Raw genomic sequence first — 22,457 nt, 5'->3', positions numbered from 1 at the left:
ACTCCGGTACGTCGGCGTCAGGGGTTCTTCGGGTGGCTGATGAGACCTCCGGCGGTGGTGCCGATGCCGGCGAGGAACCGTTCCAGGGCGAAGGTGGCCGCGCCGAGACTGACCGGGTTGCCGGGAATCCGGCACAGCGTGATCTCGGTCGCCGCCAACGGCCGGCTCAGCGCGTGCTGGGCCACCACCGCGCGTACCTCGGAGAGCAGTGCCTCGCCGAGCCGGGCGGCGACCCAGCTACTGAGCACGATCACTTCCGGGTTGACCAGGTTGACCAGGTCGGCGACCGCGACGCCGAGATAGCGGGCGGTCTCGGTGACCACCTTGGCGGCCACCGGATCTCCGGCGGCCACCCCGGCGGCAAGCGCCTCGATGGTCGAGGTCTGGTCCTCCGGATGCAGGAGTGGGCTGTTCGGCGCCAGGTCACGCAATGTCTGCATGATGCCGGGCGCGCCGACGTACGTCTCGACGCAGCCGCGACTGCCGCAGTGACAGAGCCGCCCGTCGACCACCAGCCTGGTGTGCCCCCACTCCCCCGCGCTGTTGGTGGCGCCCCGGTAGAGCGCCCCGCCGAAGGCGAGCCCGGCGCCGACACCGGTGCCGAGGTTGACCACCACCACGTCGTCGCGCCCCCGGCCGGCCCCGAACCACAGCTCGGCGACCACGCATGCGCGCAGCGGGTTGTCCAGGTAGAGCGGCAGGTCGAGCGAGCCGGCGAGCAGGCCGCGCAGCGGTACGTCGCGCCAGTCCCAGTTCGGGGCGTACACCGAGACCCCGCCCTCGCGGTCGACCTGGCCGGGCACGCTGACCCCGACCCCGAGCACCCGCTCCGGGTCGACTCCGGCGGAGGCGAACCCCGCCCGGACCGCCGAGGCGATGTGCGACACCACCTGCTCGGGCCGGTTCTCCGTCGGGTGCAGTTCCTCCTCGACGCTGGCCAGCACGCCGAGCCCGGCGTCGAAGAGGTCGACGTGCACGTACGTCTCGGCCACGTCGATGCCGACCAGCGCGCCGCCGGCCGGGTTGACCGAGACCACTCCCCGGGGCCGGCCGCCACCGGAGTCCTGGTAGCCGACCTCGACCAGCAGGCCCAGCTCCAGCAGTTCGCCGATCAGGTTGGCCGCGGTGGCGAGGCTGAGCCCGGTGTCGCGGGCGATCTGCTGCCGCGACACCATCGGCGCGCCGATGATCCGTCGTAGCACGTCGAACCGGTTGCCGATCCGGATGTCCCGGGAGGTGCGCTTCACGGCGGAACTCTAGACCTTCCCGGACCTGGGAACCCGTCGTGGCCTTCCTGGACCCGGGGACCCGTGGTGGCCTTCCCGGACCCGGACCCATCGTGCCGGTGCCGGACCGTCCCCCGCGCCGGTCGCCGGAGAGCGGCTATCTGATGACACCGCGTTCCCGGAGTCCGGCGATCTCCTCGGCGCCCAGCCCCAGTTCGTCGCCGAGAATCCGCTCGGTGTCCTGGCCCAGTCCTCGACCGGTGAACCGGATCCGGCCCGGCGTGCGCCCCATCCGCCACAGCACGTTCTGCATCCGGATCGGACCGAGGTCGGGGTCGTCGACAGTGGTGATCAGATCCAGCGCATTCACCTGCGGATCGTCGAGCAGTTCGCTGGGCCGGTAGACCGGGGCCACCGCGGCACCGGCCTCCTCGAACGCCCGCAGCACCTCGTCGCGGGAGCGCTGGCCGATCCACTGCCCGACATAGCCGTCCAGCAGGTCGGCGTGCTGCGCACGCTGCCGACCCGTGCCGAACCAGGGCTCGTCGACCACCTCCGGATGGCCCACCAGCCGCAGCACCCGGGCCGCGATCGTGTCCGCGCTGGTCGAGATCGCCACCCAGTGCCCGTCCGCCGTCCGGTACGTGTTCCGCGGCGCGTTGTTGACGGACCGGTTTCCGGTGCGCCGCTGGTCGATGCCGAGCTGGTCGGCGTAGATCACGCCCGGACCGACGGCGGTCATGATCGGGCTGAGCAGGTCGAGGTCGATCTCCTGCCCCCGGCCGTCCCGGCCGCGCTGGTAGAGCGCCATCGACACGGCTGCGGCGCCGGCCATCCCGGCGATCGAGTCGGCCAGTCCGAACGCGGGCAGCGTTGGTGGCCCGTCCGGCTCGCCGGTCAGCTGCGCGAACCCGCTCATCGACTCGACGAGGGTGCCGAAGGCGGGCCGGCTGGCGTACGGGCCGGACTGCCCGAAGCCGGTCACCCGCAACATGATCAGCCCGGGATTGTCCTCGGCGAGCACGTCGTAGCCGAGACCCCACCGCTCGAACGTGCCGGGCCGGAAGTTCTCGATCACGACGTCCGCCGTCCGGGCCAGTCGCCGGAAGATCCCCGCGCCCTCCTCGGTGCCGAGGTAGAGCGCGAGGGTCCGCTTGTTGCGGCCGATCATCTTCCACCACAGCGGCTGGCCGTCCTTGTCGAGACCGTGTCCCCGCATGCCGTCACCGCGTACCGGGTGCTCGATCTTGATCACCTCGGCCCCGTAGTCACCGAGGATCTGCGCCACCAGGGGACCGGCCAGGATCGTCGAGGCGTCCAGCACCCGCAGCCCGGCGAGCGGGCCGCCCCCGTCGGGTTGCGCCTGCGCCCGCCCCGGCTGCACCGCTCCCGACCGTGCGGCGGCGGGCGGCACGGTCGGCTCCGGGGCGGTCATCGGGCGGACGGCCGGCGGACGTACCGGCCCCGGGGGGTGCCGACCACGTTGCCCCGGTCCAGCACCTGCTGGCCGCGTACCCAGGTGTCGGTCACCCGGGCACCCAGCTCGAAGCCCTCGAACGGGGTGTACTCCTGGGTCGACTCGGAGTCACCGGCGTGCACCGTCCAGGTCGACCCGGTGTCGACCAGGCAGAAGTCGGCGTCGTAGCCGGGCGCGATGGTGCCCTTGCCGAGCAGGCCGAAGCGCTGCGCCGGGTTCCACGCCGTCAACCGGGCGATCCGCTGGTACGACAGGCCGCGCCGCCGCCCCTCGCTGACCAGCCCCGGCAGCAGGTACTCCGCACCGCCGAAGCCCGACTTCGCGGCGAAGACGTCGTCCCGGGGGGTACCGAACTTCTGTTCGTCCCTGCAGCAGGCGTGGTCGCTGACCACCCAGTCGACGCTGCCGTCGAGCAGGTACTCCCAGAGCGCCTCGACGTCCTCCCGGGGCCGCAGCGGCGGGTTGACCTTCCCGCCCAGCCCGTGCGCGGTGTCGACGCTGGCCAGCAGGTGACCGATGGTGACCTCGCGGCGGAAGTCGACGTGCGGGAACGTCGCCGCCATCCGCATCGCCGCCCGCAGCGCCTTGCGGGACGACAGGTGCAGCAGGTTGATGTTCGGCAGCCCGGTCTCGTCGGCGAGGAAGGCCGCGATCGTCACCGCGAGCCCCTCGGAGTGTGGCGGCCGGGACGCGCTGTAGGCGGCGAGCCCGGTCAACGACGGGTCCTGCTCCACCAGCCTGGTGTAGGCCGTCATGATCTCGGCCGTCTCGCAGTGCAGCGAGAGGGAGACGTGCGGCGCCGCCTCGGTGAGCTTCTCCCGGGCCGCCTGGACCCCGCGCATCACGAACTCGAAGTGGGCCAGGTCGTAGCGCTCCCCCGGCGGGATCATCAGGAAGGAACTCTGGTCCGACGAGCGACCGTGCAGGCCGTGGCTCCCGTAGAACATGAAGATCTTGAACGAGGTGACCCCGAAGTCCTCGATGATCGACGGGATCTCGTCGATGTGCTGCCGCATCATCGGCGCCAGGTGGAAGCTGTAGTCGATGTACGACCGGCCCTGCGCGGCCGCCAGCACCTGCGGGAAGAACTCCGCGTACGGCCCGCCGCGGTTCAGGTAGTACTGCCCGGTCCGCATGTAGGTCAGCCCGGTGGTGACCCCGCCCTGCGCGCTCGCCCGGCTCTCCGTCTCGGCGTCGGCGGCCAGTGGGTTGTAGATCCCCCAGTGCTGGTGCGCGTCGACCGCACCGGGAAAGGCGAGCAGGCCGCGACCGTCGACCACGGTCTGCGCCTCCCCAACCGGGATGTCCCGCTCCACCCGGACGAACCTGCCGTCCGCGATGCCGAGGTCGAGGGACTCGCCGTCGGGTGCGGTGCCGTCCTCGGGCCGGACCACGGTGACGTTCTTGACCAGGGTTTCGAGCTGCTTCATCGGATTCCTTCGTCGATCGGTCGGTGCGGGTCGGCCGGGGCCGGGCCGGCGGTGCCGGCGGCGTGGTCCGCAGCCAGGTAGGCGAGCCCGAGTGCGGGCAGCAGGCCGTTCCCGGCCAGATATCCGGCGGCGCCGTGCCCGGAGATGCCGGCGGCGGCGCCGCCCGAGGCGTACAGCCCGGGGATCGCCGAGCCGTCCGGCCGGAGCACCCGGGCATGCTCGTCGACCACCAGCCCGCCCTGGGTGTGGAAGAGCGCGGGCACCACCCGTACCGCCAGATACGGCGGTGCCAGCGGGGCCTCGAAGCTGGCCCGGCCGAACCGGTCGACGGCCTCGCCCCGGGCGACCGCCGCCGCCCCGGCCAGCTCGGCCGCCACCGCCGCGACCGGCAGTCCGGTCACCTCGGCGAGCGCGGCCGGGTCGTCGGCGCTGACCAGGACGCCCGACTCGACGGTCTGCCGGAAGTCGGTGAAGGCCAGGCAGGCGTCCGCGATCCGCCGGTCCAGGATCAGCCAGCCGGTGGCCCCGGGCCGGGCGGCGAGCGCGGCGGCGTACTCGGAGTAGCCGGTCGTCTCGTCGCCGAACCGGTGGCCGGTGCTGTCCAGCAGGAACCCGCCGTGCATCACGGTGGCCCAGCCGACCAGGGTGGCGGAGCGCTGCGCCAGCGCCGCGTGCCCCTGGTAGGCGTCCAGGAAGGCGCTGGCAGCGCCGAGCGCGGTGCCGATGCGCAGCGCGTCCCCCCGGGATGCCTCGCTGCCGTGGTAGACGGCCGCGGCGATCTCGGGGGCGTGCTCGGCCACCAGCGCCCGGTCGGCGCCGTAGCCGTTCGTCGCCAGCAGCACCGCCCGGGTGTCGATCTCCTCCCGGGAACCGTCGGGTCGCTGCACGACGACCCCGGAGACCGCGCCGGCAGCGTCGAGCCGCACGTCCACCAGTCGCGCCGGGACCAGCAGGTCGATCCGGGGCGACCCGGTCACCCGCTCGACGAGGTGGTCCAGGAGTACGGTGCCGTGCCGGCCGGGCACCGTGTGGCAGCGGTCGACCGAGTGGCCCGGGTAGTGGAAGTCGGTGACCAGCTCCAGCGCCAGCCCGGTGTCGTCGGCCAGCCACTCGACCAGCGGCGCGCTGACCTCGGCGAGTGCCCTGGCCAGCCGGGGGTCGGCCGCGCCGTGGGTCTTGCGGAGCACGTCGGCGACGAAGAGGTCCGCCGAGTCGTACAGGCCGGCGGCCCGCTGCCAGCGCGACCCGGCGCCGGGAATCATCGCGGTGGACATCGAGGTGTTGTTGCCCCGCCGGTAGTGCTCGGTCGCCTCCACCAGCAGCACGTCGAGCCCGAGCTGGGCCGCACGGAGCGCGCCGACCAGCCCGCCGCCGGCACCGGCGACGACGAGGTCGGGCCCCTGCCCGCTCACCGCAGCTCTCCGGCGGCGATCAGGCGCAGCGCCAGCGCGGTCGGGTCCACCAGCCGGACCGGGGCCGCCGGACCGGCCGGCGGCAGCTCGACCGCGGAGCAGCCGTTGACGACGGTACGCGCGCCCGCTGCGGTCAGCCGCCGCACCGCACCCTCCAGCGCCACCGCCCAGCGCCCGGCGTCCGCGATCGCGTACACGTCGAGGTCGAGCACCTCCACCCCACACAGCGACGACATCCAGCCGTACGCCTCGGCCCGGGCCACGATCTCGGCCGCGATCGCCCGGTTCCGGGCCACCGCCCCGGTGCTGCGGCCGGTCAGCACCGTCCAGCCGAGACTGATCCGCAGCAGCCCGAGTACCGGCACCGGCAGCTTCCCGGCCAGCTGCGCCACGCCCGGATCGAGTACGCAGTCCGGCAGCAGCGCGTCGAAGCCGTCCGGCGCCGCGGTCAGCGCCTCGATCACCAGCGCCTCGCTCTGCCGGACCTGCTCGTCGGTGTCCAGGGCACGCGGGGCGCGCGGCCCGAGGTCGTGCAGCTCGACCTGGACGCCGGGCGGGCAGAGCGCGTCGTACCGCGCCTGCCGGCGGGCCAGCTCGGCCGGGCCGACGGAAATCGGGGTCACGGCGTAGATGCGCACGGCTCCTCCTCCTTGTCTCGACGGTGGTGGCGGCCGGGTGTCAGGTCCCGGCCAGGCGTCGCAGCGGCACGGCGACGTCGGCGCTGCTGGCCAGGGCGGCGGCGACCTCGTGCACCCGGTGCACGGTGCCGGCGTCCAGGAGCCGGCCGAGCAGGGCGAGCACGTCGTCCTCGGCCATCGGGTGGTGGGCGCTGTCGCCGACCGGGTTGGGCACCTCCACGACCCGGGTGACGCCCCCGGCCCGGACGGTGACCCGGGCGGCCCGCTCGGCGGGCAGCCGGGCGTCCAGGTCGGCGGCGCGCCGCACCACCACCCTGCCGGCCAGGGCCCGGAGCCGGGGGTCGTCCCGCCGGTCGTCGGCCGAGACGTCCGGCCCGACCTCGCCGTGCAGCAGGGCGGCAGCGACCACGAACGGGGTCGAGAAGAGCGCGCCGAGCCGGTGGTCCCAGCTCGTCCGGTCCAGCCCGGCGGCGAGCGAGTGGGTCTCGACCAGTACCTCCTCGACCTCCTCGGGTCGGGACAGCTCGGGCCGGATCAGCAGCGCGGCGTCCGCCGCCGGGTGGGTGAAGGAGCAGGAGGCGTGCCGCTTGAAGTAGCCGAGCGTCACGTCCCAGCGCTCACCCAGCTCGGCGGTGAGCTCGCCCGGCTCGAAGCTGCCGAGTAGTTCGCCGAGCGAGCCGGCCGGGGTCCCGGTGTTGCGGGCCAGGCCGGCCCCGGCCATCCGGGCGGCGGCCAGCCCGGAGAGGTTGGCCGCGGCCACCCAGGCGTCCCGGACCGGGTTGCCGTCCAGAGCGCTGGAGAAGTGACCCGCGACCGGCAGCCCGGCGCCCGCGTCGATCGCCGCCGCGACCCCGTCGCCGGGCAGGCCCAGCAGCCGGGCGCAGCCGGCGGCGGCACCGGCGACGCCCCAGCCCCCGTGCGGGTGCGCCCCCGGCCGCAGCCCGGTCGCCCGGCCGAACCTGGCCGCGACCTCGTACCCGGCCAGCAGCGCCGCCATCGTCTCGGTGCCGGGGCGGCCCAGCTCCGCCGCCAGGGCGAGCACCGCCGGCAGCCCGTGCGCGGCCGGATGGCCCTTCGCGTACTTGTGGCCCTCGTCGAGTTCGAGCCGGACCAGGGCGGTCGCGTTGAGCCAGGCCGCCGCCTCGACGGTGGTGCGGTGCCCGGCGCCGAACAGCGGCGCGGGGCCGGGCGCCGGGTGCCAGGCCGCCACCAGCGCCCGCTGCTCGGGTTGCCGCGCGCCGACCACGGTCACCCCGAGCGAGTCCAGCAGTACCAGTTCGAGCCGCTCGCGCACCCGCGCCGGCACGTCGGACCAGCTCAGGCCGGCGACCCAGTCGCCGAGCCGGCGTACCGCCTCGATCGTCGCCAGCCGGTGGCGCGGACCCGCCAGGTGACCCGTCACGGCGCTCACAACCCGAGGTACGCGGCCCGGACCCGGTCGTCCCGGGCCAGCTCCGGACCGGATCCGGAAAGGACGACGCTGCCGCTCTCCAGCACGTACGCCCGGTCGGCCAGGTTCAGCGCGTGCGCCGCGTTCTGCTCCACCAGGAGTACGGCGACACCACGGTCCCGGATGGTCCGGATCGCGTCCAGCACCGCCCAGGTGAGCTTCGGGGAGAGCCCGGTGGACGGCTCGTCCAGCAGGAGCAGCCGGGGACCGGCCATCAGCGAGCGCCCGATCGCCAGCATCTGCTGTTGGCCGCCGCTGAGCGTCTCGGCGACCTGGCGCCGCCGCTCGGCGAGGATGGGGAAGAGTTCGAACACCTCCCGCATCGGCTCGTCGAGCGGCCGCCGCCCCCGGGTCCAGCCGCCCATCCGCAGGTTCTCCTCCACGCTGAGCGGGCCGAACAGCGCCCGCCCCTCGGGCACGTGCACGAGTCCCCGCCGGACCAGTTCGCTGGGGCGTACCCCGTCGATCCGCTGACCGCCGAAGGTGATCACGCCGCTGCTCGGCCGCAGCAGCCCGGAGATGGTCTTGAGGGTCGTCGTCTTCCCGGCGCCGTTCGCGCCGACGACGGCGACGATCTCCCCCTCCTCCACGTGCAGGTCGAGTTCGTGGAGGATCCGCAGGCTGTGGTAACCGGCGCTGACACCCTCAAGTTTCAGCATTGGGGTCCTCCCCGAGGTACGCCTCGATGACCCGGGGGTCCCGGGTCACCTCTTCCGGTGCGCCGGAGGTGAGTACCCGGCCCAGGTCGAGGACCAGCACCGAGTCGGAGAGCCGCATCACGGCCGCCATGATGTGCTCGACGAAGACGAGGGTGACGCCCTGCTCGGTACGCAACTCCTCCAGCAGGTCCATCACCGGGGCCCGCTCGGCGGGGACGAGGCCGGCCAGCACCTCGTCGAGCAGCAGCACCCGGGGCCGGCTGGCCAGCGCCCGGGCCAGTTCGAGCCGTTTCAGCGCGGCCGTCGGCAGTCCTTCGGTGGGGGCGTCCCGCCACCGGCCGAGCCCGACCCGTTCCACCACCTCCGCCGCGGCGGTCCGGGCGGTCCGCCGTGCGGCACCGCCGGCCAGTACGGCGACCGTGACGTTCTCCAGCACGGTCATCGAGTAGAACGGACGCATCAGCTGGAAGGTCCGGGTCATCCCGGCCGCGCTGATCCGGTGCGGCGGGTGGCCGGTGATGTCCCGGCCGGCCAGGTACACCCGGCCGGCATCCGGTCGGATCGCCCCGGCGACCAGGTTGAACATGGTGGTCTTGCCGGCGCCGTTCGGCCCGATGACGCCGAGGATGGCCCCCTCGGCGACCTCGAAGTTGACGTCGTCCACCGCGCGCAGACCCTTGAAGGACTTGGCCAGCCCCTCTACCCGGAGCAGCGTCATCGTCGCGACCACCTTCCGCGCAGTGCGCCGTAGATCCCCTGCGGCAGGAGCAGCACGATCAGGATCAGGAGCGCGCCGTAGACGACCACGTCCAGTCCGCCCCGGCCCTGGAGGAACTCCAGCGCGGGTGGCGGGTTCCGCAGGATCGTCGCGGTGATGTCGTTGAGCGGCCCCAGCACCGCGGCGCCGATCACCGGTCCCCAGACCGTGGCCACGCCACCGATCACGGCCGGCAGGATCGCCTGGATCGACACGCTCGATCCGAACGCCAGGTCGGGGTCGACGAAGAGGAAGTACTGCACGTAGAAGGCGCCGGCCACCGAGGTGACGGCGGCGGAGAGCGCCATGGTGTACAGCTTGTAGCGCATCACCGGGATGCCGATCGCGGCGGCGGCGTCCTCGTCGTCCCGGGCTGCCTTGCTGAACTGGCCGGCCCGGGAGCGCAGGAAGAGCACGCTGGCCGCCATCGCGGCCACGGTCAGGGCGAGCGCGATCCAGAAGTAGTTTGCCGATCCCGGCTCGAACTGCAGGTACCACCAGGACGACTCGGGCCGCAGTGGCACGTGGTAGCCGACGGCCCGGTTGACGAGGTCGCTGTTGATCGCCCAGAGCCGCAGCATCTCGGCGAAGGCGAAGGTCGCCAGCGCGAAGTAGGCGCCCCGGAGCCGGTAGCGCAGCGCGAGGAAGCCGATCAGGGTGGCGAAGCCGGCCGCCACCAGCATGCCGGCGGCCATGCCGAGCCAGGGCGACACGCCCCGCTCCACCAGCAGCCAGGCGCTGACGTAGGCACCGATGCCGAAGTACGCCGCGTGACCGAAACTGAACATCCCGCCGAAGCCGCTCATGATGTTCCAGCCGATGCTCATCAGCGCGAAGATGAGCACCCGGACCGCGACCGCGGACTGGGCCGGCGGCAGCAGCAGCGGCAGCGGCACCAGCACCGCGCCGAGGATCCCGATGGCGATCAGGTGCCGGTTCCAGGGCTGCCGGGGCAACACCCGACCGGCCGCCGGTTCTCTGGTCGTGGTCGTGGTCACGCGGCCCTCCTGAACAGCCCCTGTGGGCGCAGGAACAGCACCAGCACGAAGACGATGAAGACGGAGAGCAGTGGTGACTGGCCCGGCAGGTAGAGGCCGCCGAGCTGCTCCGCGAGACCGACGATCAGCCCGCCCAGCAGGGCGCCGACCACGTTGCCCATCCCGCCGAGCACCACCACCACGAAGGCGATGATGTTGAACAGCGCCCCGGTGGTCGGCTCGATGGTGACCAGCGGTGCGACCAGGGTCCCGGCCGCACCGGCACAGGCGGTGCCGATCGCGAAGGTGACCGCGTAGATGAGCCGGGTGTCGATCCCGGCGAGTTGCGCGCCGACGTCGTTCGCGGCGACCGCCCGGATCGCCGTGCCGAGCCGGGTCCGCTGCAACAGCAGGAAGAGCAGGCCCGCCAGGAGCAGCGCGCCGACGAAGGCGAGCACCCGGGACAGATCCGCCACCGCGCCGAGGATCGGCACTCCGCGGTCGCCCGGCAGCGCCACCGAACGGGGGTTCGCGCCGAAGAAGAGCAGCAGCGCGTTCTCGATGATCAACGAGAGGCCGAGGGTGATCAGGAGCTGGTTCTCCAGCGGCTTGCCCATCGCCCCGGAGAGGACTCCGCGCTGCACCAGCATCCCGAGCAGGAACATCGCCGGTACGCTCACCGCCAGTGCGAGGTACGGGTGCACGCCGTGGCCGTTCACCAGCCAGAAGGTCAGGAACAGCGCCAGGGCCAGGAAGCTGCCGTGCGCGAAGTTCACGATGTCGAGAACCCCGAAGATCAGCGTCAGGCCCATCGCGACCAGTCCGTACACCCCGCCGATGAGGACGCCGGTGGCGACCGCCTGCATGACCACCACACCGCTGCCCGACCTCAGGTAGGCGAGGGCGATCCCGGCGACCACCAGGCCGACGACGATCGCGACGCGCAGCCACGGCACCCGGCGGAGCAGGGGCGCCCGCGGGGCGGGCTCCCCGCCCGGTTCCAGTTCGTCGTCGAGGTCCCCGGACACCACGCCGCCGCCGTTGCCGGCGACCGCGTGGGCCCGGTCGGGTGTCTGGGTCATCGGCCGGCCGGGTAGACCGGGGCGGTCTCCGCCTTGTCGGCCGGGAACACCTGCTTGACCTTTCCGTCGCGCACCTGCATGAGGATCGGCGTCGCGTTCTCGTTCTCGCCGGTCGGACCGAACTTGATCGGACCGTCGCCGGCGATCAGCGTGTCGAGTTCGACCGTGGCGATGGCGTCGCGCACCTTCTCCGGCTCGGCGGAGCCGGCCCGCTCGAGAGCGTCCGCGATGACCCGTACCGCGTCGTACGCCAGCACGGCGCCGGTCCGGATCTCATCGCCGTACCGCTCCTGGTAGAGCTTGGCCAGCGCCTGGGTCTCCGGCTTGGTCATGTCGGGGTGGTAGTTGGCGTCGAAGTATCCCTCGCCGGCCGCGCCCACCTCCTTGGGGAACTGCGGCAGGTCGAAGGCGCCGTTGGCGACGCCGAACACGGCGTCCAGGCCGGGCTTGACGGTGTCGGCGGCCTGGGCGACCAGCACGCCGTCCCGGTAGTAGCCGGAGACCATCAGCACGTCCGCGCCGGAGGCCTTGACCGTGGTCATCTGGGTGGTCAGGTCGGAGACGCTGGCCGAGTCGTAGGAGATCACCGGCCCGATCTTCATCCCGCGCTTCTCCGCCTCGGCCTTGAAGGCGTCCCGGATCGCGCTGCCGAACGGACCCTGCTCGTGGAAGATCGCCACCTGCTTTGCCGGCCGGCCCGCGGCCTTGGCGACCTCGTCGAGGAACTGCGCCCCCTGGGTGCCCAGCACCGTCGAACTGGGCTGGACCCGGAAGGTGAACTTGTAGCCCTGCGCCAGGATCGAGTCGGCGCTGGAGACGTCGATGACCAGCGGCACCTTGTTCCGCTCAGCCACGGTGGACACGTTCGCGGTCACCGCGCTCTGATAGGTGCCGACCAGCCCCACGGCGCCGGCCTGGATGAGCCGCTGCGCCTCGCTCTGGCCGACCTCCGGCTTGCCCTGGGTGTCCGCGCTGAGCAGTTCGAGCTTCGCCCCGCCCTGCGACTTGATCCCACCGGCGTTGTTGATGGCCTCCACCGCCAGCTTGGCGCCGTTGTCCATCTGCTGCCCGTCCGCGGCGGCGGCGCCGCTGAGCGGGTGCAGGGAACCGATCTTTATCGTGCCGCCCGACTGCCCGCCGTCCGCCCGGTCCGTACCGGCCGGGGCGGACCCGCCACAGGCGGCGAGCGCCAGTGGCAAGGCCAGGGCGAGCCCTGTGGTCCAGGTCTTCCTCATGTCAGCTCCTGGGGGGTGGATGTGTTCCGCCGCACGGAACGACGCATGAGGCCTGATGCTGACACCGCCTGTTCAGCGGGTCAAGAGTCCAGGGAAAATCTTCGTCAACCGCAGCACGATCGCAATGAGAGGGCTTGACCCGGTCGCCGGGATGCTGTTGGAATTGCGTTCCGCTTACGGGAACGCGGTGATGGGCGAGGTTCACGACCTACGGCGACCCGCCCGCAGAAGGGAATGGACGTGGCGGAGAGCCAGGGCACGGAGACGGCCACCCGGGTGGCCGACGTCCTACTGCTGTTCACCGACGGGCCCGACTCGCTGGGTGTCAGCGCCATCGCCCGCAGCCTCGACCTGTCCAAGGCCGTGGTGCACCGGATCCTGCAGACGCTGGTGGACCGGCGCCTGCTGGTCAGCGATCCGGCCAGCCGGGGCTACCAGCTCGGTCCGGCCGCCGCCGCGCTCGGCGCGCGGGCGCTGCGCGAGTCGCCGCTGCGCACCGTCGCCATGCCGTACCTGCGCGAGCTGCAGCTCGCGACCGGGGAGACCACCACCGTCTCGGCGCGGGTCCACAGTGGTCGGGTCTACCTCGACCAGGTCGAGTGCACCCGGGAGATCAAGATGACCGTCGAGGTGGGACGGCGGTTCCCACTGCACGCCGGCAGCTCCAGCACCTGCATCCTGGCGTTCCTGCCACCGGCGGAACGGGACGAGATACTGGCCGCCGGCCTGCCGTCGCTGACCGACCGCACGGTGACCGACACCGAGGTGCTCCGGCAGCGACTGGCCGAGATCCGGCGGCTCGGCTTCGCCGGTTCGGACGGCGAACGACAGGAGGGCGCCGGTTCGGTGGCCGCGCCGGTGTTCGACATCGACGGCACCGTGCTGGGCGCGATCTCGGTCTGCGGCCCGGCCGCCCGGGTCGACGCGGCGGCACGGGAGCGTTTCGTACCCCTGCTGATCAAGGCCGCGGACGCGATCTCGCGGGCCCTCGGCTGGTCCGGCGGGCTGCCGCCCGAGCCGGGGGTACGGCCGTGACCGGCGTACTCCGGTCCTGGCTCTACGTGCCCGGGCACCGCGCCGACCGGGTGGCCAAGGCCCTGGCCGCCGGAGCCGACGCGGTGGTGATCGACCTCGAGGACGCCGTACCGCCGGAGCAGAAGGCGGCGGCCCGCGACAACGCGGTCCGGGTCGCGGCGGACCGCCCGGCGGACCCGGCCGGCCCACAGCTCTGGGTACGGGTCAACGACCCCGCCGGCCCCTGGGGCGAGGCCGACCTCGACGCGGTCAGCGGGACCGCGCTGCACGGACTCCGGCTGCCCCGTAGCGAGGACCCGCAACTCGTCCGCGAGGTCGCCGACCGGACCGGCCTGCCGCTGCAACTACTGCTGGAGACCGCCACCGGACTTGCCCGGGCCGTCGACCTCGCCGCCGCGCACCCCGGGGTGGCCGGGTTGGGCCTCGGCGAGGCGGACCTCGCCGCGGACCTGCGCGTGCCGTCGGCCGCCGGACTCGCCTGGGCCCGGGGCTGGGTCGTGGTGGCCGCGCGCTCGGCCGGCCTGCCGTCACCGGTGCAGAGTGTCTTCACCGACGTGGCCGACCTGGCCGGGTTGCGGGCCAGCAGCGAGCAGGGCCGGGACGCCGGCTTCGTGGGGCGGTCCGTGCTGCACCCCCGGCAGATCCCGGCAGTGCACGAGGTCTACACCCCGACCGCCGAGCAGGTCGAAGCGGCGCAGGCGGTGCTGCGCGCCGCGGCGCAGGCCCGGACCCGGGGCGAGGTGGCGGTGCTGGACGCCGCCGGCCGCTTCGTCGACCCGGCGGTCGTCGCGCGCGCCCGCGTCGTCCTCGACCTGGCCCGGGAACCCGGCCCCGCACTGCCCGCACCACCCGAACAACCAGCAGGAGGAACGCGTTGACCACCGAGCAGCAGCAGGTCCGGACGTCGGGCGGGACGAGCGGCGACGGGCTGCTCGCGGCAGTGACCGCGGGGGTACGCCTCGTCGAACTCGGCCACCCCCACTTCACGGGCATGCCGTGCTCACCCAACCACCCCGGCTTCCGGATGAGCCTGATCCGCCGGCACGGCGACCTGGTACGCCCCGACGGCGGCTCCGCGTCCAACGAGATCATCGTCACCGGCGGCCACGTCGGTACCCACGTGGACGCCCTGTCGCACGTCAGCCACGACGGCCTGCTGTACGGCGGAGTCGACGCGGCGGCGGCGCAGACCGGCGGCCGGTTCTCGGCGCTCGGCGCGGAGCACATCCCGGCGCTGCTGACCCGTGGCGTCCTGCTGGACGTCGCGGCCACGCACGGCGTACCGCACCTGCCGGCCGGTTACGGGGTCACCCCCGCCGACCTGCGTGCCGCCGCCGACCGGGCGAACGTCCAGGTGGGACGGGGCGACGTGGTGCTGATCCGCACCGGCTGGGCCCGGCACTTCGACGACGCGCCGACCTACCTGGGCCAGCAGGACGGGGTCCCCGGTGCGACCCCGGAGGCCGCGGAGTGGCTGGCCGGGCTCGGCGTCGCGGCGACCGGCGCGGACACCACCGCCTACGAGCAGATCCGGCCGGGACTCGGGCACAGCCTGCTGCCCGCGCACCGGATACTGCTGGTCGAGGCCGGCATCCACATCATCGAGCACCTCAACCTTGAGGCGGCCTCGGCGGACGGACTGCGCGATTTCGTCTTCGTGATGGCTCCACTGCGGATCGTCGGCGGCACCGGCTCGCCCGTCCGCCCGTTCGCGGCGGTGTCGGCATGACCGAGCGCCACGCGCGAAGCGCGCCCAGCGAGCACAGCGCGCCCAACAAGCACAGCGCGCCCAACAAGCACAGCGCGCCCAACAAGCACAGCGGCACCGTCCCGGGTGGACGCACCGTCGTGCAGGCCCTTGCCGGGCTCGCCGCCGACGTCGCCCGGGACGGGCTGCCGGCGCCGCTGCGGCAGGACGTCGCCCGCCGGGTGCTCGACCTGATCGGCAACAGCCTCGCCGCCACCGCGGAACCCCCGGCCCGGGCGGTCACCGCCGTGGTACGCGGCTGGGGCGGCACCGGGGAAGCGGTCGCGATCGGCACCGGACTGCGGGTGCCGGCGGCCTCCGCCGCCCTGGTCAACGGCACCCTCGCGCACTCGCTCGACTTCGACGACACCCACCTGCCGTCGGTGCTGCACCCGTCGGCCCCGGTCATCCCGGCCGCGCTCGCCGTGGCCGAGGCGCGCGGGGCGAACGGCGCCGCACTGCTGGACGCGGCCGGGGTCGGCATCGAGGTCGCCGTCCGGCTCGGCATGGGCGGCTACGACCGCGAACTCGGCAACTCGGAGTTCTTCGAGCGGGGCCAGCACGCCACCTCCATCTGCGGTGCCGTCGGGGCCGCGGTGGCCGCCGCGATGGTCGGCGGCCTCGACGCGGCCGGGATCGCGCACGCCGCCGGGATCGCCGCCAGCATGGGCTCCGGCCTGCTTGAGGCGAACCGCACCGGCGGCACCGTGAAGCGGGTGCACTGTGGCTGGGCCGCGCACGCCGGGGTGGTCGCGGCCGACCTCGCCCGGCACGGACTCACCGGCCCGCCGACCGTGATCGAGGGGCGGTTCGGTTTCCTGCCCGCCTTCTGCGGCGAACGCGCCGACATCGACGCGGTCGTCGACCGGCTCGGCGAGCACTGGGAGCTGCCTGGCATCTTCTTCAAGCCGTACCCCTGCAACCACTTCACCCACGCCGGCATCGACGCGGCACGCGAACTGCGGGCCCGGGGTGTCGATCCCGACCAGATCGACGAGATCGAGTTGGGGGTGCCGACGCCGGTGCTCCGGACGATCGCCGAGCCGCCGGAGGAGAAGGCCCGGCCGCAGTCCGGCTACCACGCGGCGTTCAGTGGCCCGTACACGGTGGCGGCGGCGCTGCTCGGCGGCGGCGGGCTCGGCCTCGGGCACGAGGACTTCACCGACGCCGCCGCGGCAGACGCGCGTCGCCTCGCGCTGGCCGCCCGGGTACGCTGCGTGCCCGACGAGCGGTGCGACGAGATCTTCCCCCGGCAGTTCCCGGCGGTACTGCGGGTACGGATGCGGGACGGGACCCGGCACGAGGTGCGGGTCGACGCCAACCGGGGCGGTCCCGGCAACCCGCTGCGCTCGGCGGAACTCGCCGCCAAGTTCCGGTTCAACGCCGACCGGGTGCTCGACGGGGCGGCCGTCGACGCCATCGCCGAGGCGGTACTCGACCTCGGTTCGGCGCCCGAGGTCGGCACGTTGCTGGATCGGGTCCGGGGATGACCGGGGCCGGCTCGGCCCGGGGCCGGCACGACGTCCGGGTGGGGCGGCCGTGACCGTCGAGGCACTCGCCCGGGCCGCCGCGACCACGGACTGGTCGGCCGCACCGCCCCGGGTGCGCGACCGGGTGCTCGACCTGGTCGCCGACACCCTCGCCGTCGCCGCGCTGGGCAGCGGACGGACCGAACTCCGGTCACTTGTCGACGGCCTGGCCGGCAGCACGCCGCAGGGGTTGGCGACGGTGGTCGGCACGGCGCGCGGCTGGCCGGCCGCGAGCGCCCAGTTCCTCAACGGCTGCGCCGTGGCGGCGGACCAGTTGCAGGACGGTCACCGGCCGGCCCGGGGCCATCCGGCCTCGCACGTCGTGCCGGCGGCGCTGGCCCTCGCCGAGGAGCGCGACCGCGCCGGCACCGAACTGCTCTCGGCGGTACTGGCCGGCTACGAGGTCGGGGTCCGGGTGGGCCGGGCGATGGGCGGCACGCCGGACGGCGTACACGACATCGGCACCTGGGGGCAGGTCGGTGTCGCGGCGGCGGTGGCCCGGCTGCTGGCCCCCGGCGACCCGGCCGCAGCCCGTCGGGCGATCGAACTCGCCGCCTCGGCGGTACTGCTCGGCGACGCCGCGACCATCTTCGCCGGCCGTACCGGCGGGCACGGCTTCCTCGGCGCCTCGATCCAGCTCGGGGCGAGCCTGGGTGGTGCCGCGGTCGCCGGGCTGGAGCCGGAGCCGGGTGCGCTGGACCGGCACCTGGCGGCGGTGGCCGCCCGTGACTGGCAGCGCGACCCCCTGGCCGACGGGACCGGGGGCCGGGAACCCGGCTGGCGCCGGCACGAGGTGCTGGACGGCTATCTCAAGGCCCACCCGAGCTGCGCACACCTGCATGGCGTCAACGACGCGGTGGCGGACATCCTGCGGACCGGCCGGCCGGGTGGTGGCCGGGTGCGGGCCGCCGACATCCGCGAGGTGCAGGTGCGGGTCTTCGCCGCCGCGGCGGCCTTCGACCAGGTCGCCGCGCACGACCTCGCGGCCCGGTTCAGCGTACCGACCTCGGTCGCCGTCGCCCTGGTCACCGGGAGGCTCGACGAAACCACGATGACCACCGGGACGGTACGCTCCGCCGCCGTGACCGAGCTGGCGGCGCGGGTCCGGGTGGTGCACGACCCGGAGCTGGACCAGGGCTATCCCGCCGGGCGGCCGGCCCGGGTCCGGGTGCTGCTGACCGACGGGACGGAACTGCTCGGCCGGGCGGACCGGCCGCGCGGGGACGCCGACCGCGGGTTCAGCCGCGCCGAGCTGCGGGGCAAGGCCCGGCGGCTGCTGGCACACCGGTTTCCGGGGCGGGCCGACGCGCTGCTCGGCGCGGTCGACGCGCTGGCCACCGGCGGGACGGCCGGGGAGCTGGGGTTCCGGTTCCGCCGGGCCGCCGAGGCGTCGGGCGGGAGCCGGTGATGCGGCCCGGAACCGGTGGCGACGGCGTACCCGACCGGGTCCGGCGGGCGGCCCTGGACTTCGTACGCGACGAGGCCGGGTTCGCCCAGGTGACCACGATCGACCGGCAGGGCTTCCCGGTGACCCGGACGATGACCGCGTTCCTCGGCGACGACTGGTCGGTCAGCCTGGTACAGCGACGCGGCCACCGCAGGCTGGGCCAGTGGCGCCGGAACCCGCACACGCTGGTGAGCTGGGTCGGGGCCGCCGCGCCGGGCGCGACAAACGAGCGACCGCACGTCTTCGACCTCGGCCTGCTGCCGCCCCGGCTGGTCTCGGTGCGGGGCAGCGCGGAGTTCATGCCTCCGGAGTGGACGGTCGACCGCTACCGGCGCGAACTGGACCGGCAGCGCGGGCGCGGCCACACCCGGGCGCCGCAGCGCACCGACGCCGAGGCGGTCGAGGAGCTGGCCGGGGTCGTCATCCATCCGGTCCGGATCCGGTTGGAGGGCTTCGGCGTGGGCGCGCAGTCGTTCACCTGGACGGTCGATCGGTAGGGAGTGAAGGCTGATGATCAAGACCATTCTCGGGTACGAGATCGAGGACGGGGTGAGCCCCGAGGAGTACGAACGCTGGCTCTTCGAGGTGCACGCGCCCGACCTGCTGGCAAACCCGCACCTGGACCGGATCGTCTTCAACCGGGTGCTGCGGCCGGTCCAGCAGACCTCCGGCGGCGCCGCCGACGTACCGGTCGGCTACACCTTCTACCGGATCGCCGAGATGCACTTCGCCGACGAGGAGGCGTACCAGCGGTACCTGCGCTGGTTCGAGGAGCATCCGATCCCGGTCGAGCGCGGGCCGGCGGGCCGGACGGCGTTCAAGTTCTACCTGGTGACCGAGAGCACGGAGGTGACCCGGGAGAGCCTGGCCGCGGCCGGCCAGGGCCGGCCGTGACGCCGCCCGGCACACGGGCCGACCGGCTCGCCGAGGTCGCCCTCGCCGCCTACGACGAGCCGGCGGCGGATGGCTGGGATCCGGTACGCGACGCCCTCGGTCGGCTCGCCGACGCCGCGGGCCGCCGGCCGGAGGGCGACCTCGCCGGCTGGGCCGCCCGGATCGCGGTACCCGGTGGCGACCTGCCGCTGCTCGGCGCCGGGGTGCGGGCCGGTGCCCACCCGGGGCTGCTCTGGAACGGGGACCGGTGCCGACGAATGCTGGTGGGGCGGGAGGCCGCGCTGACCCTGGTCGGACTCGTCGCCGGCTCCGACCGGGGCCGGGACGCGGCGGCGCTGGTCCGGGCCGTCCGGGCGGGGACCGCCGTCGCGGACGCGCTCGACCGGTGGCTGCCCGCCGCCCCGGTGGCCCGACCGACCACCGACGCCGTGGCGGCCGCCGCCTGCGCCGGTCTGCTCGCCGGGGTGCCCCGGGACGACCTGCCGGAGGTGCTCGACATCTCCGGTGGTCTGATGATGCTCACCCCACCGACCGCCGGCACCGGGACCGCCGCCGTCACCGGCGCGTGGGCCGGGCACGCCCTCGCCGCCGGCTGGCTCGCCGTCGCCGCCTGGAACGCCGGGCTGCGCGGCTACGACGGCGCTCTCGCCGACACCCTGGCCCTGGTGACGGGTGCGGGTATCCCGCCGGCGCCGGCTGCGCCACGGGCACCGGCCCACGCCCCGGCCGTCCCGGTCGATACGCCGGCCGGGGTGTCGGCCGGCCGCACCCCGGTCGAGGCGCGGATCCGGGCCCTGCTCGGCCGCGCCCCGGCCGAGGTGCCGGTGCGGACCCTGACGGAGGCACTCGGATGACGGCGGACCTCGGTCACGGCGTTCCGGAACCGGCGACCACCGCGGCAACGGGCGGACGGCCCGAGGGCCACCTCGGAGCCGCCGGGCCGGCCCCGCAGGTCGTGCTCAACCTCGCCCGTCCCTGGGGTGAGGCGGACCCGCTCGACCTGGCCGGCGCGGCGCTCGGGGCCGGGCTCGACGGGGTGACCCTGGCCGACAGCCCACGGTTGTTCCCGGACTGCCTGCTGGAGACCGGCCGGATCCTCGCCAACACCGGGGCACGGCTGGCCGGACCCTGCGTGCTCAGCCTCGGCCTGCGTCATCCGGCCACCGTGGCCGGTGCGCTCGGCACGCTCGCCGCGCACCATCCGGGCCGGCTGCTGGCCGTGGTCGGCCGGGGCGAGAGCTCGGTCCGGAACGAGGGGCTGGCCGTGCCCTCGCTGCGCACCCACCGGGAATCCCTCGACCGGTTGCGGGAGCTGCTCGACGACCGCGCCCCGGAACTGCGGTTGCTGGGCGCGGCCTCCGGGCCCCGGACGATCCGGGCCACCGCGGCGCGGCTCGGTGGTGTCCTGGTCGACGTCGGCGCCGACCCTGCGGTTCTCGGCAAGGCGGTCCGGCTGGTCCGGGCCGAGCGCCCGGAGGCCGAGATCTGGGTGTTCCTGCGCGCGGTACTCACCCGGACCGCCGCCGAGGCGGACGCGGCCGGCCGACCGGTGCTCGGCTCCTGCGCGTCACGGCTGGTCCGTGCCCCCGACTGGTACGACCTGCCGGCCGAGCTGCTTCCGCGGGTCGAGGCGGTGGCCGCCGCGCACGACTACCGCCGGCACGGCACCCCGGCGGCCCGGGGCGGTGCCGGACGCAGCCCCGAGACGGAGCGGTTGGTGCGGGACCGGTTCCTGCTCACCGGCGACGAGCGGCGGATCGCCGGCCAGCTCGCCGCCGTGCGCGGGCTCGGGGTCGACGGCGTCGTACTGGCCGGCGCCCTGACCGGCGTCGTCGAGCGGCTCAACAAGCTGGCCACCGCCGTCCGGGCGGGACTGGCCATCGACCCCGCCGTCCGGACGGGACCGGCCGCCGACCCCGCCGCCGGGCCAGCGGTCCGGCATCGCCCGGATCGGCGCGGCCGCAACCTCTCCGCGGAATCGGAGGAGTGACCGTGGACGATTCCGTCGACACGGACCGGATCAGTGAGTTCGTGCATGGCACCCGGATCGGTGACGCCCCGCCGGAGGTGGTCCGTACGGCCCGCCGCCTGCTGCTGGACACCGTGGGTGCGCTGGCCGGCGGCCTGCGGTATCCACCGGTACGGGCGCTCGGGCGGGCGCTGCGGGCCGCCGAACCGACCGGCCCGGACGACCTGCCGTACGCCCGCCTGGTGACCCTCGGTACGGCGGCCACCTGGCTCGACGCCGACTCGGGCGGCTCGTTCCACCCGCAGGGCCATCGACTGCCGCCGGTGCCGACCGCCCATCCGGCGCCGCACTCGCTGCCGATCCTGCTGCACGCCGCCGCGACCGGAGACCTGCCCGACCGCCGGCTGCTGGAGGTGTTCCTGCTGGCCAACGAGGTCGGGATGCGGTTCGGGGTGGCTACCACCCTGCGCCCCGGGCTGCACCCGCACGGTATCCACGGTCCGGTGGCCGCCGCGCTGGCCGCCGCGCTGCTGCGCGGGCTGGATCCGGACGCGACCTCGGCGGCGATCCGGCTCGCCGCGTCCGTGCCGCTGGCCGCGACCCTGGCCGTGCCGATGCGGGGCGGGACGGTCCGCAACCTGTGGACCGGGCTCGGTGCCTATCACGGTGCGGCCGCGGCCGGCCGGGCCGCGGACGGCGCGGCCGCCAGCGCCGCGCTGGTCACCGCCCTGCTGGACGCGGCGGTCTGCACCGACCTCTCCCCCGCCGAGCTGACCGGCGAACTCGGCACCAGGTGGCGGCTCGTCGACAGCTATCTCAAGCCGTACGCCTGCGCGCGGTGGATCCATCCCGCGCTCGACGCCTGGCGGTCGGCGGTGGCCGGGGTGCCCGATCCGGTCTCCGGCCGGGGCGGGCTGGCCGCGATCGAGGTCGACACGTTCGCGTTCGCGGCGTCGCTGGCCGGCACCGAGGTCCGCTCGGACCTGCACGCGAGGTTCTCGCTGCCGGTCAGCCTGGGCACGCTCGCCCTGGACGGTGAGCTGGTCGCCGGCTCGTTCCTGCCGGAGCGGCTCGGTCGGGCGCAGGTCCGGACCCTGGCGGGGCTCGTCCGGGTTCGGGAGGATCCGGCGTTCACCGCGGCCCTGCCCCTGCAACGGCCGACCGCCGTCACGGTGCGCTGGCGGGACGGGTCGTCGAGTACGGCCCGGGTCCGCAACGCCCGGGGAAATCCGGACGATCCGCTGACCGACCGGGAGGTGGCGGAGAAGTTCCACCGCAACGTCGAAGGGGTGCTCGCGGACGGCACCGCCGAGGCCGTCGTCGCCAGCCTGCTCACCGCGGACGGCGGCCGGGGCGACTCGCTGCGGCGGGCGGCGGTGGAGATCCTGGGGGCCTGACGCCGCAGGGCTGACCGGCCCGCACGGTTGGCAATCTGTACCCAGGTCGGCCCAACTGTACGAGCGTGGAGTACTGCGCGTCACCCGAGGCCTGGG

General features: G+C 74.4%; 21 protein-coding genes. 10 read left to right on the top strand and 11 right to left on the bottom strand.

The window, feature by feature from the left end; genetic code table 11:
- Positions 1 to 17: 17 nt before the first annotated feature.
- The 11 genes from ABNF97_RS01145 to ABNF97_RS01095 all read right to left on the bottom strand — a co-directional run bounded on the left by ABNF97_RS01145 (position 18) and on the right by ABNF97_RS01095 (position 12,343).
- Positions 18 to 1,247, bottom strand: a complete 1,230-nt coding sequence (locus ABNF97_RS01145; protein ID WP_130462673.1) for an ROK family protein — start codon at positions 1,245 to 1,247, stop codon at positions 18 to 20.
- Positions 1,248 to 1,383: 136 nt separating this feature from the next.
- Positions 1,384 to 2,661: a CoA transferase gene (locus tag ABNF97_RS01140; protein ID WP_130462672.1), complete on the bottom strand. Its 1,278-nt coding sequence runs from the start codon at positions 2,659 to 2,661 to the stop codon at positions 1,384 to 1,386.
- Positions 2,658 to 4,133: a dihydroorotase gene (locus tag ABNF97_RS01135; protein WP_349337340.1), complete on the bottom strand. Its 1,476-nt coding sequence runs from the start codon at positions 4,131 to 4,133 to the stop codon at positions 2,658 to 2,660. The genes ABNF97_RS01140 and ABNF97_RS01135 overlap by 4 nt, the downstream gene beginning before the upstream one ends.
- A complete protein-coding gene (locus ABNF97_RS01130) occupies positions 4,130 to 5,545 on the bottom strand; it encodes an FAD-dependent oxidoreductase (protein ID WP_349337339.1) in 1,416 nt (471 codons plus the stop codon). Before ABNF97_RS01130 ends, ABNF97_RS01135 begins: the two co-directional genes overlap by 4 nt.
- Entirely contained in the window at positions 5,542 to 6,183 is a 642-nt protein-coding gene (locus ABNF97_RS01125; protein WP_349337338.1) for an aspartate/glutamate racemase family protein, read from the bottom strand. The genes ABNF97_RS01130 and ABNF97_RS01125 overlap by 4 nt, the downstream gene beginning before the upstream one ends.
- Positions 6,184 to 6,223: 40 nt before the next feature.
- Complete coding sequence (locus tag ABNF97_RS01120) at positions 6,224 to 7,594, bottom strand: MmgE/PrpD family protein (RefSeq protein ID WP_349337337.1); 1,371 nt, start codon at positions 7,592 to 7,594, stop codon at positions 6,224 to 6,226.
- Positions 7,591 to 8,292: an ABC transporter ATP-binding protein gene (locus ABNF97_RS01115; protein ID WP_349337336.1), complete on the bottom strand. Its 702-nt coding sequence runs from the start codon at positions 8,290 to 8,292 to the stop codon at positions 7,591 to 7,593. The genes ABNF97_RS01120 and ABNF97_RS01115 overlap by 4 nt, the downstream gene beginning before the upstream one ends.
- On the bottom strand, positions 8,279 to 9,010 hold the full coding sequence (locus ABNF97_RS01110) for an ABC transporter ATP-binding protein (RefSeq protein ID WP_349337335.1): 732 nt from the start codon (positions 9,008 to 9,010) through the stop codon (positions 8,279 to 8,281). The genes ABNF97_RS01115 and ABNF97_RS01110 overlap by 14 nt, the downstream gene beginning before the upstream one ends.
- Complete coding sequence (locus tag ABNF97_RS01105; RefSeq protein ID WP_130462666.1) at positions 9,007 to 10,047, bottom strand: ABC transporter permease subunit; 1,041 nt, start codon at positions 10,045 to 10,047, stop codon at positions 9,007 to 9,009. Before ABNF97_RS01105 ends, ABNF97_RS01110 begins: the two co-directional genes overlap by 4 nt.
- Positions 10,044 to 11,108: an ABC transporter permease subunit gene (locus ABNF97_RS01100; protein ID WP_130462665.1), complete on the bottom strand. Its 1,065-nt coding sequence runs from the start codon at positions 11,106 to 11,108 to the stop codon at positions 10,044 to 10,046. The genes ABNF97_RS01105 and ABNF97_RS01100 overlap by 4 nt, the downstream gene beginning before the upstream one ends.
- Positions 11,105 to 12,343: an ABC transporter substrate-binding protein gene (locus tag ABNF97_RS01095; protein WP_349337334.1), complete on the bottom strand. Its 1,239-nt coding sequence runs from the start codon at positions 12,341 to 12,343 to the stop codon at positions 11,105 to 11,107. The genes ABNF97_RS01100 and ABNF97_RS01095 overlap by 4 nt, the downstream gene beginning before the upstream one ends.
- 240 nt (positions 12,344 to 12,583) lie before the next feature.
- On the opposite strand from ABNF97_RS01095, the gene ABNF97_RS01090 reads away from it, so the two are divergent.
- Genes ABNF97_RS01090 through ABNF97_RS01045 form a run of 10 tightly spaced genes read left to right on the top strand, consistent with a single transcriptional unit; the run spans position 12,584 to position 22,361 of the window.
- Positions 12,584 to 13,378, top strand: a complete 795-nt coding sequence (locus ABNF97_RS01090) for an IclR family transcriptional regulator (RefSeq protein ID WP_349337333.1) — start codon at positions 12,584 to 12,586, stop codon at positions 13,376 to 13,378.
- Entirely contained in the window at positions 13,375 to 14,256 is an 882-nt protein-coding gene (locus ABNF97_RS01085) for an aldolase/citrate lyase family protein (protein ID WP_130462662.1), read from the top strand. The genes ABNF97_RS01090 and ABNF97_RS01085 overlap by 4 nt, the downstream gene beginning before the upstream one ends.
- Entirely contained in the window at positions 14,253 to 15,107 is an 855-nt protein-coding gene (locus ABNF97_RS01080) for a cyclase family protein (protein ID WP_207230503.1), read from the top strand. The genes ABNF97_RS01085 and ABNF97_RS01080 overlap by 4 nt, the downstream gene beginning before the upstream one ends.
- Complete coding sequence (locus tag ABNF97_RS01075) at positions 15,104 to 16,615, top strand: MmgE/PrpD family protein (protein WP_130462661.1); 1,512 nt, start codon at positions 15,104 to 15,106, stop codon at positions 16,613 to 16,615. Before ABNF97_RS01080 ends, ABNF97_RS01075 begins: the two co-directional genes overlap by 4 nt.
- Before the next feature lie 49 nt (positions 16,616 to 16,664).
- A complete protein-coding gene (locus ABNF97_RS01070) occupies positions 16,665 to 18,062 on the top strand; it encodes an MmgE/PrpD family protein (RefSeq protein WP_349337332.1) in 1,398 nt (465 codons plus the stop codon).
- A complete protein-coding gene (locus ABNF97_RS01065; protein WP_349337331.1) occupies positions 18,062 to 18,598 on the top strand; it encodes a hypothetical protein in 537 nt (178 codons plus the stop codon). Before ABNF97_RS01070 ends, ABNF97_RS01065 begins: the two co-directional genes overlap by 1 nt.
- Positions 18,599 to 18,611: 13 nt before the next feature.
- Positions 18,612 to 18,995, top strand: coding sequence for a hypothetical protein (locus ABNF97_RS01060; protein WP_130462658.1), 384 nt, complete (start codon positions 18,612 to 18,614; stop codon positions 18,993 to 18,995).
- Entirely contained in the window at positions 18,992 to 19,849 is an 858-nt protein-coding gene (locus ABNF97_RS01055; RefSeq protein ID WP_130462657.1) for a hypothetical protein, read from the top strand. The genes ABNF97_RS01060 and ABNF97_RS01055 overlap by 4 nt, the downstream gene beginning before the upstream one ends.
- Positions 19,846 to 20,985, top strand: coding sequence for an LLM class flavin-dependent oxidoreductase (locus ABNF97_RS01050; RefSeq protein ID WP_349337330.1), 1,140 nt, complete (start codon positions 19,846 to 19,848; stop codon positions 20,983 to 20,985). The genes ABNF97_RS01055 and ABNF97_RS01050 overlap by 4 nt, the downstream gene beginning before the upstream one ends.
- A 2-nt stretch (positions 20,986 to 20,987) precedes the next feature.
- Positions 20,988 to 22,361, top strand: a complete 1,374-nt coding sequence (locus tag ABNF97_RS01045; RefSeq protein WP_165436707.1) for an MmgE/PrpD family protein — start codon at positions 20,988 to 20,990, stop codon at positions 22,359 to 22,361.
- Positions 22,362 to 22,457 lie beyond the last annotated feature (96 nt).

Origin of the sequence: Plantactinospora sp. B6F1 (genome assembly GCF_040120695.1) — a bacterium.
Classification (GTDB): Bacteria; Actinomycetota; Actinomycetes; order Mycobacteriales; family Micromonosporaceae; genus Plantactinospora.
This window is presented reverse-complemented; position numbering and strand designations above follow the sequence as displayed.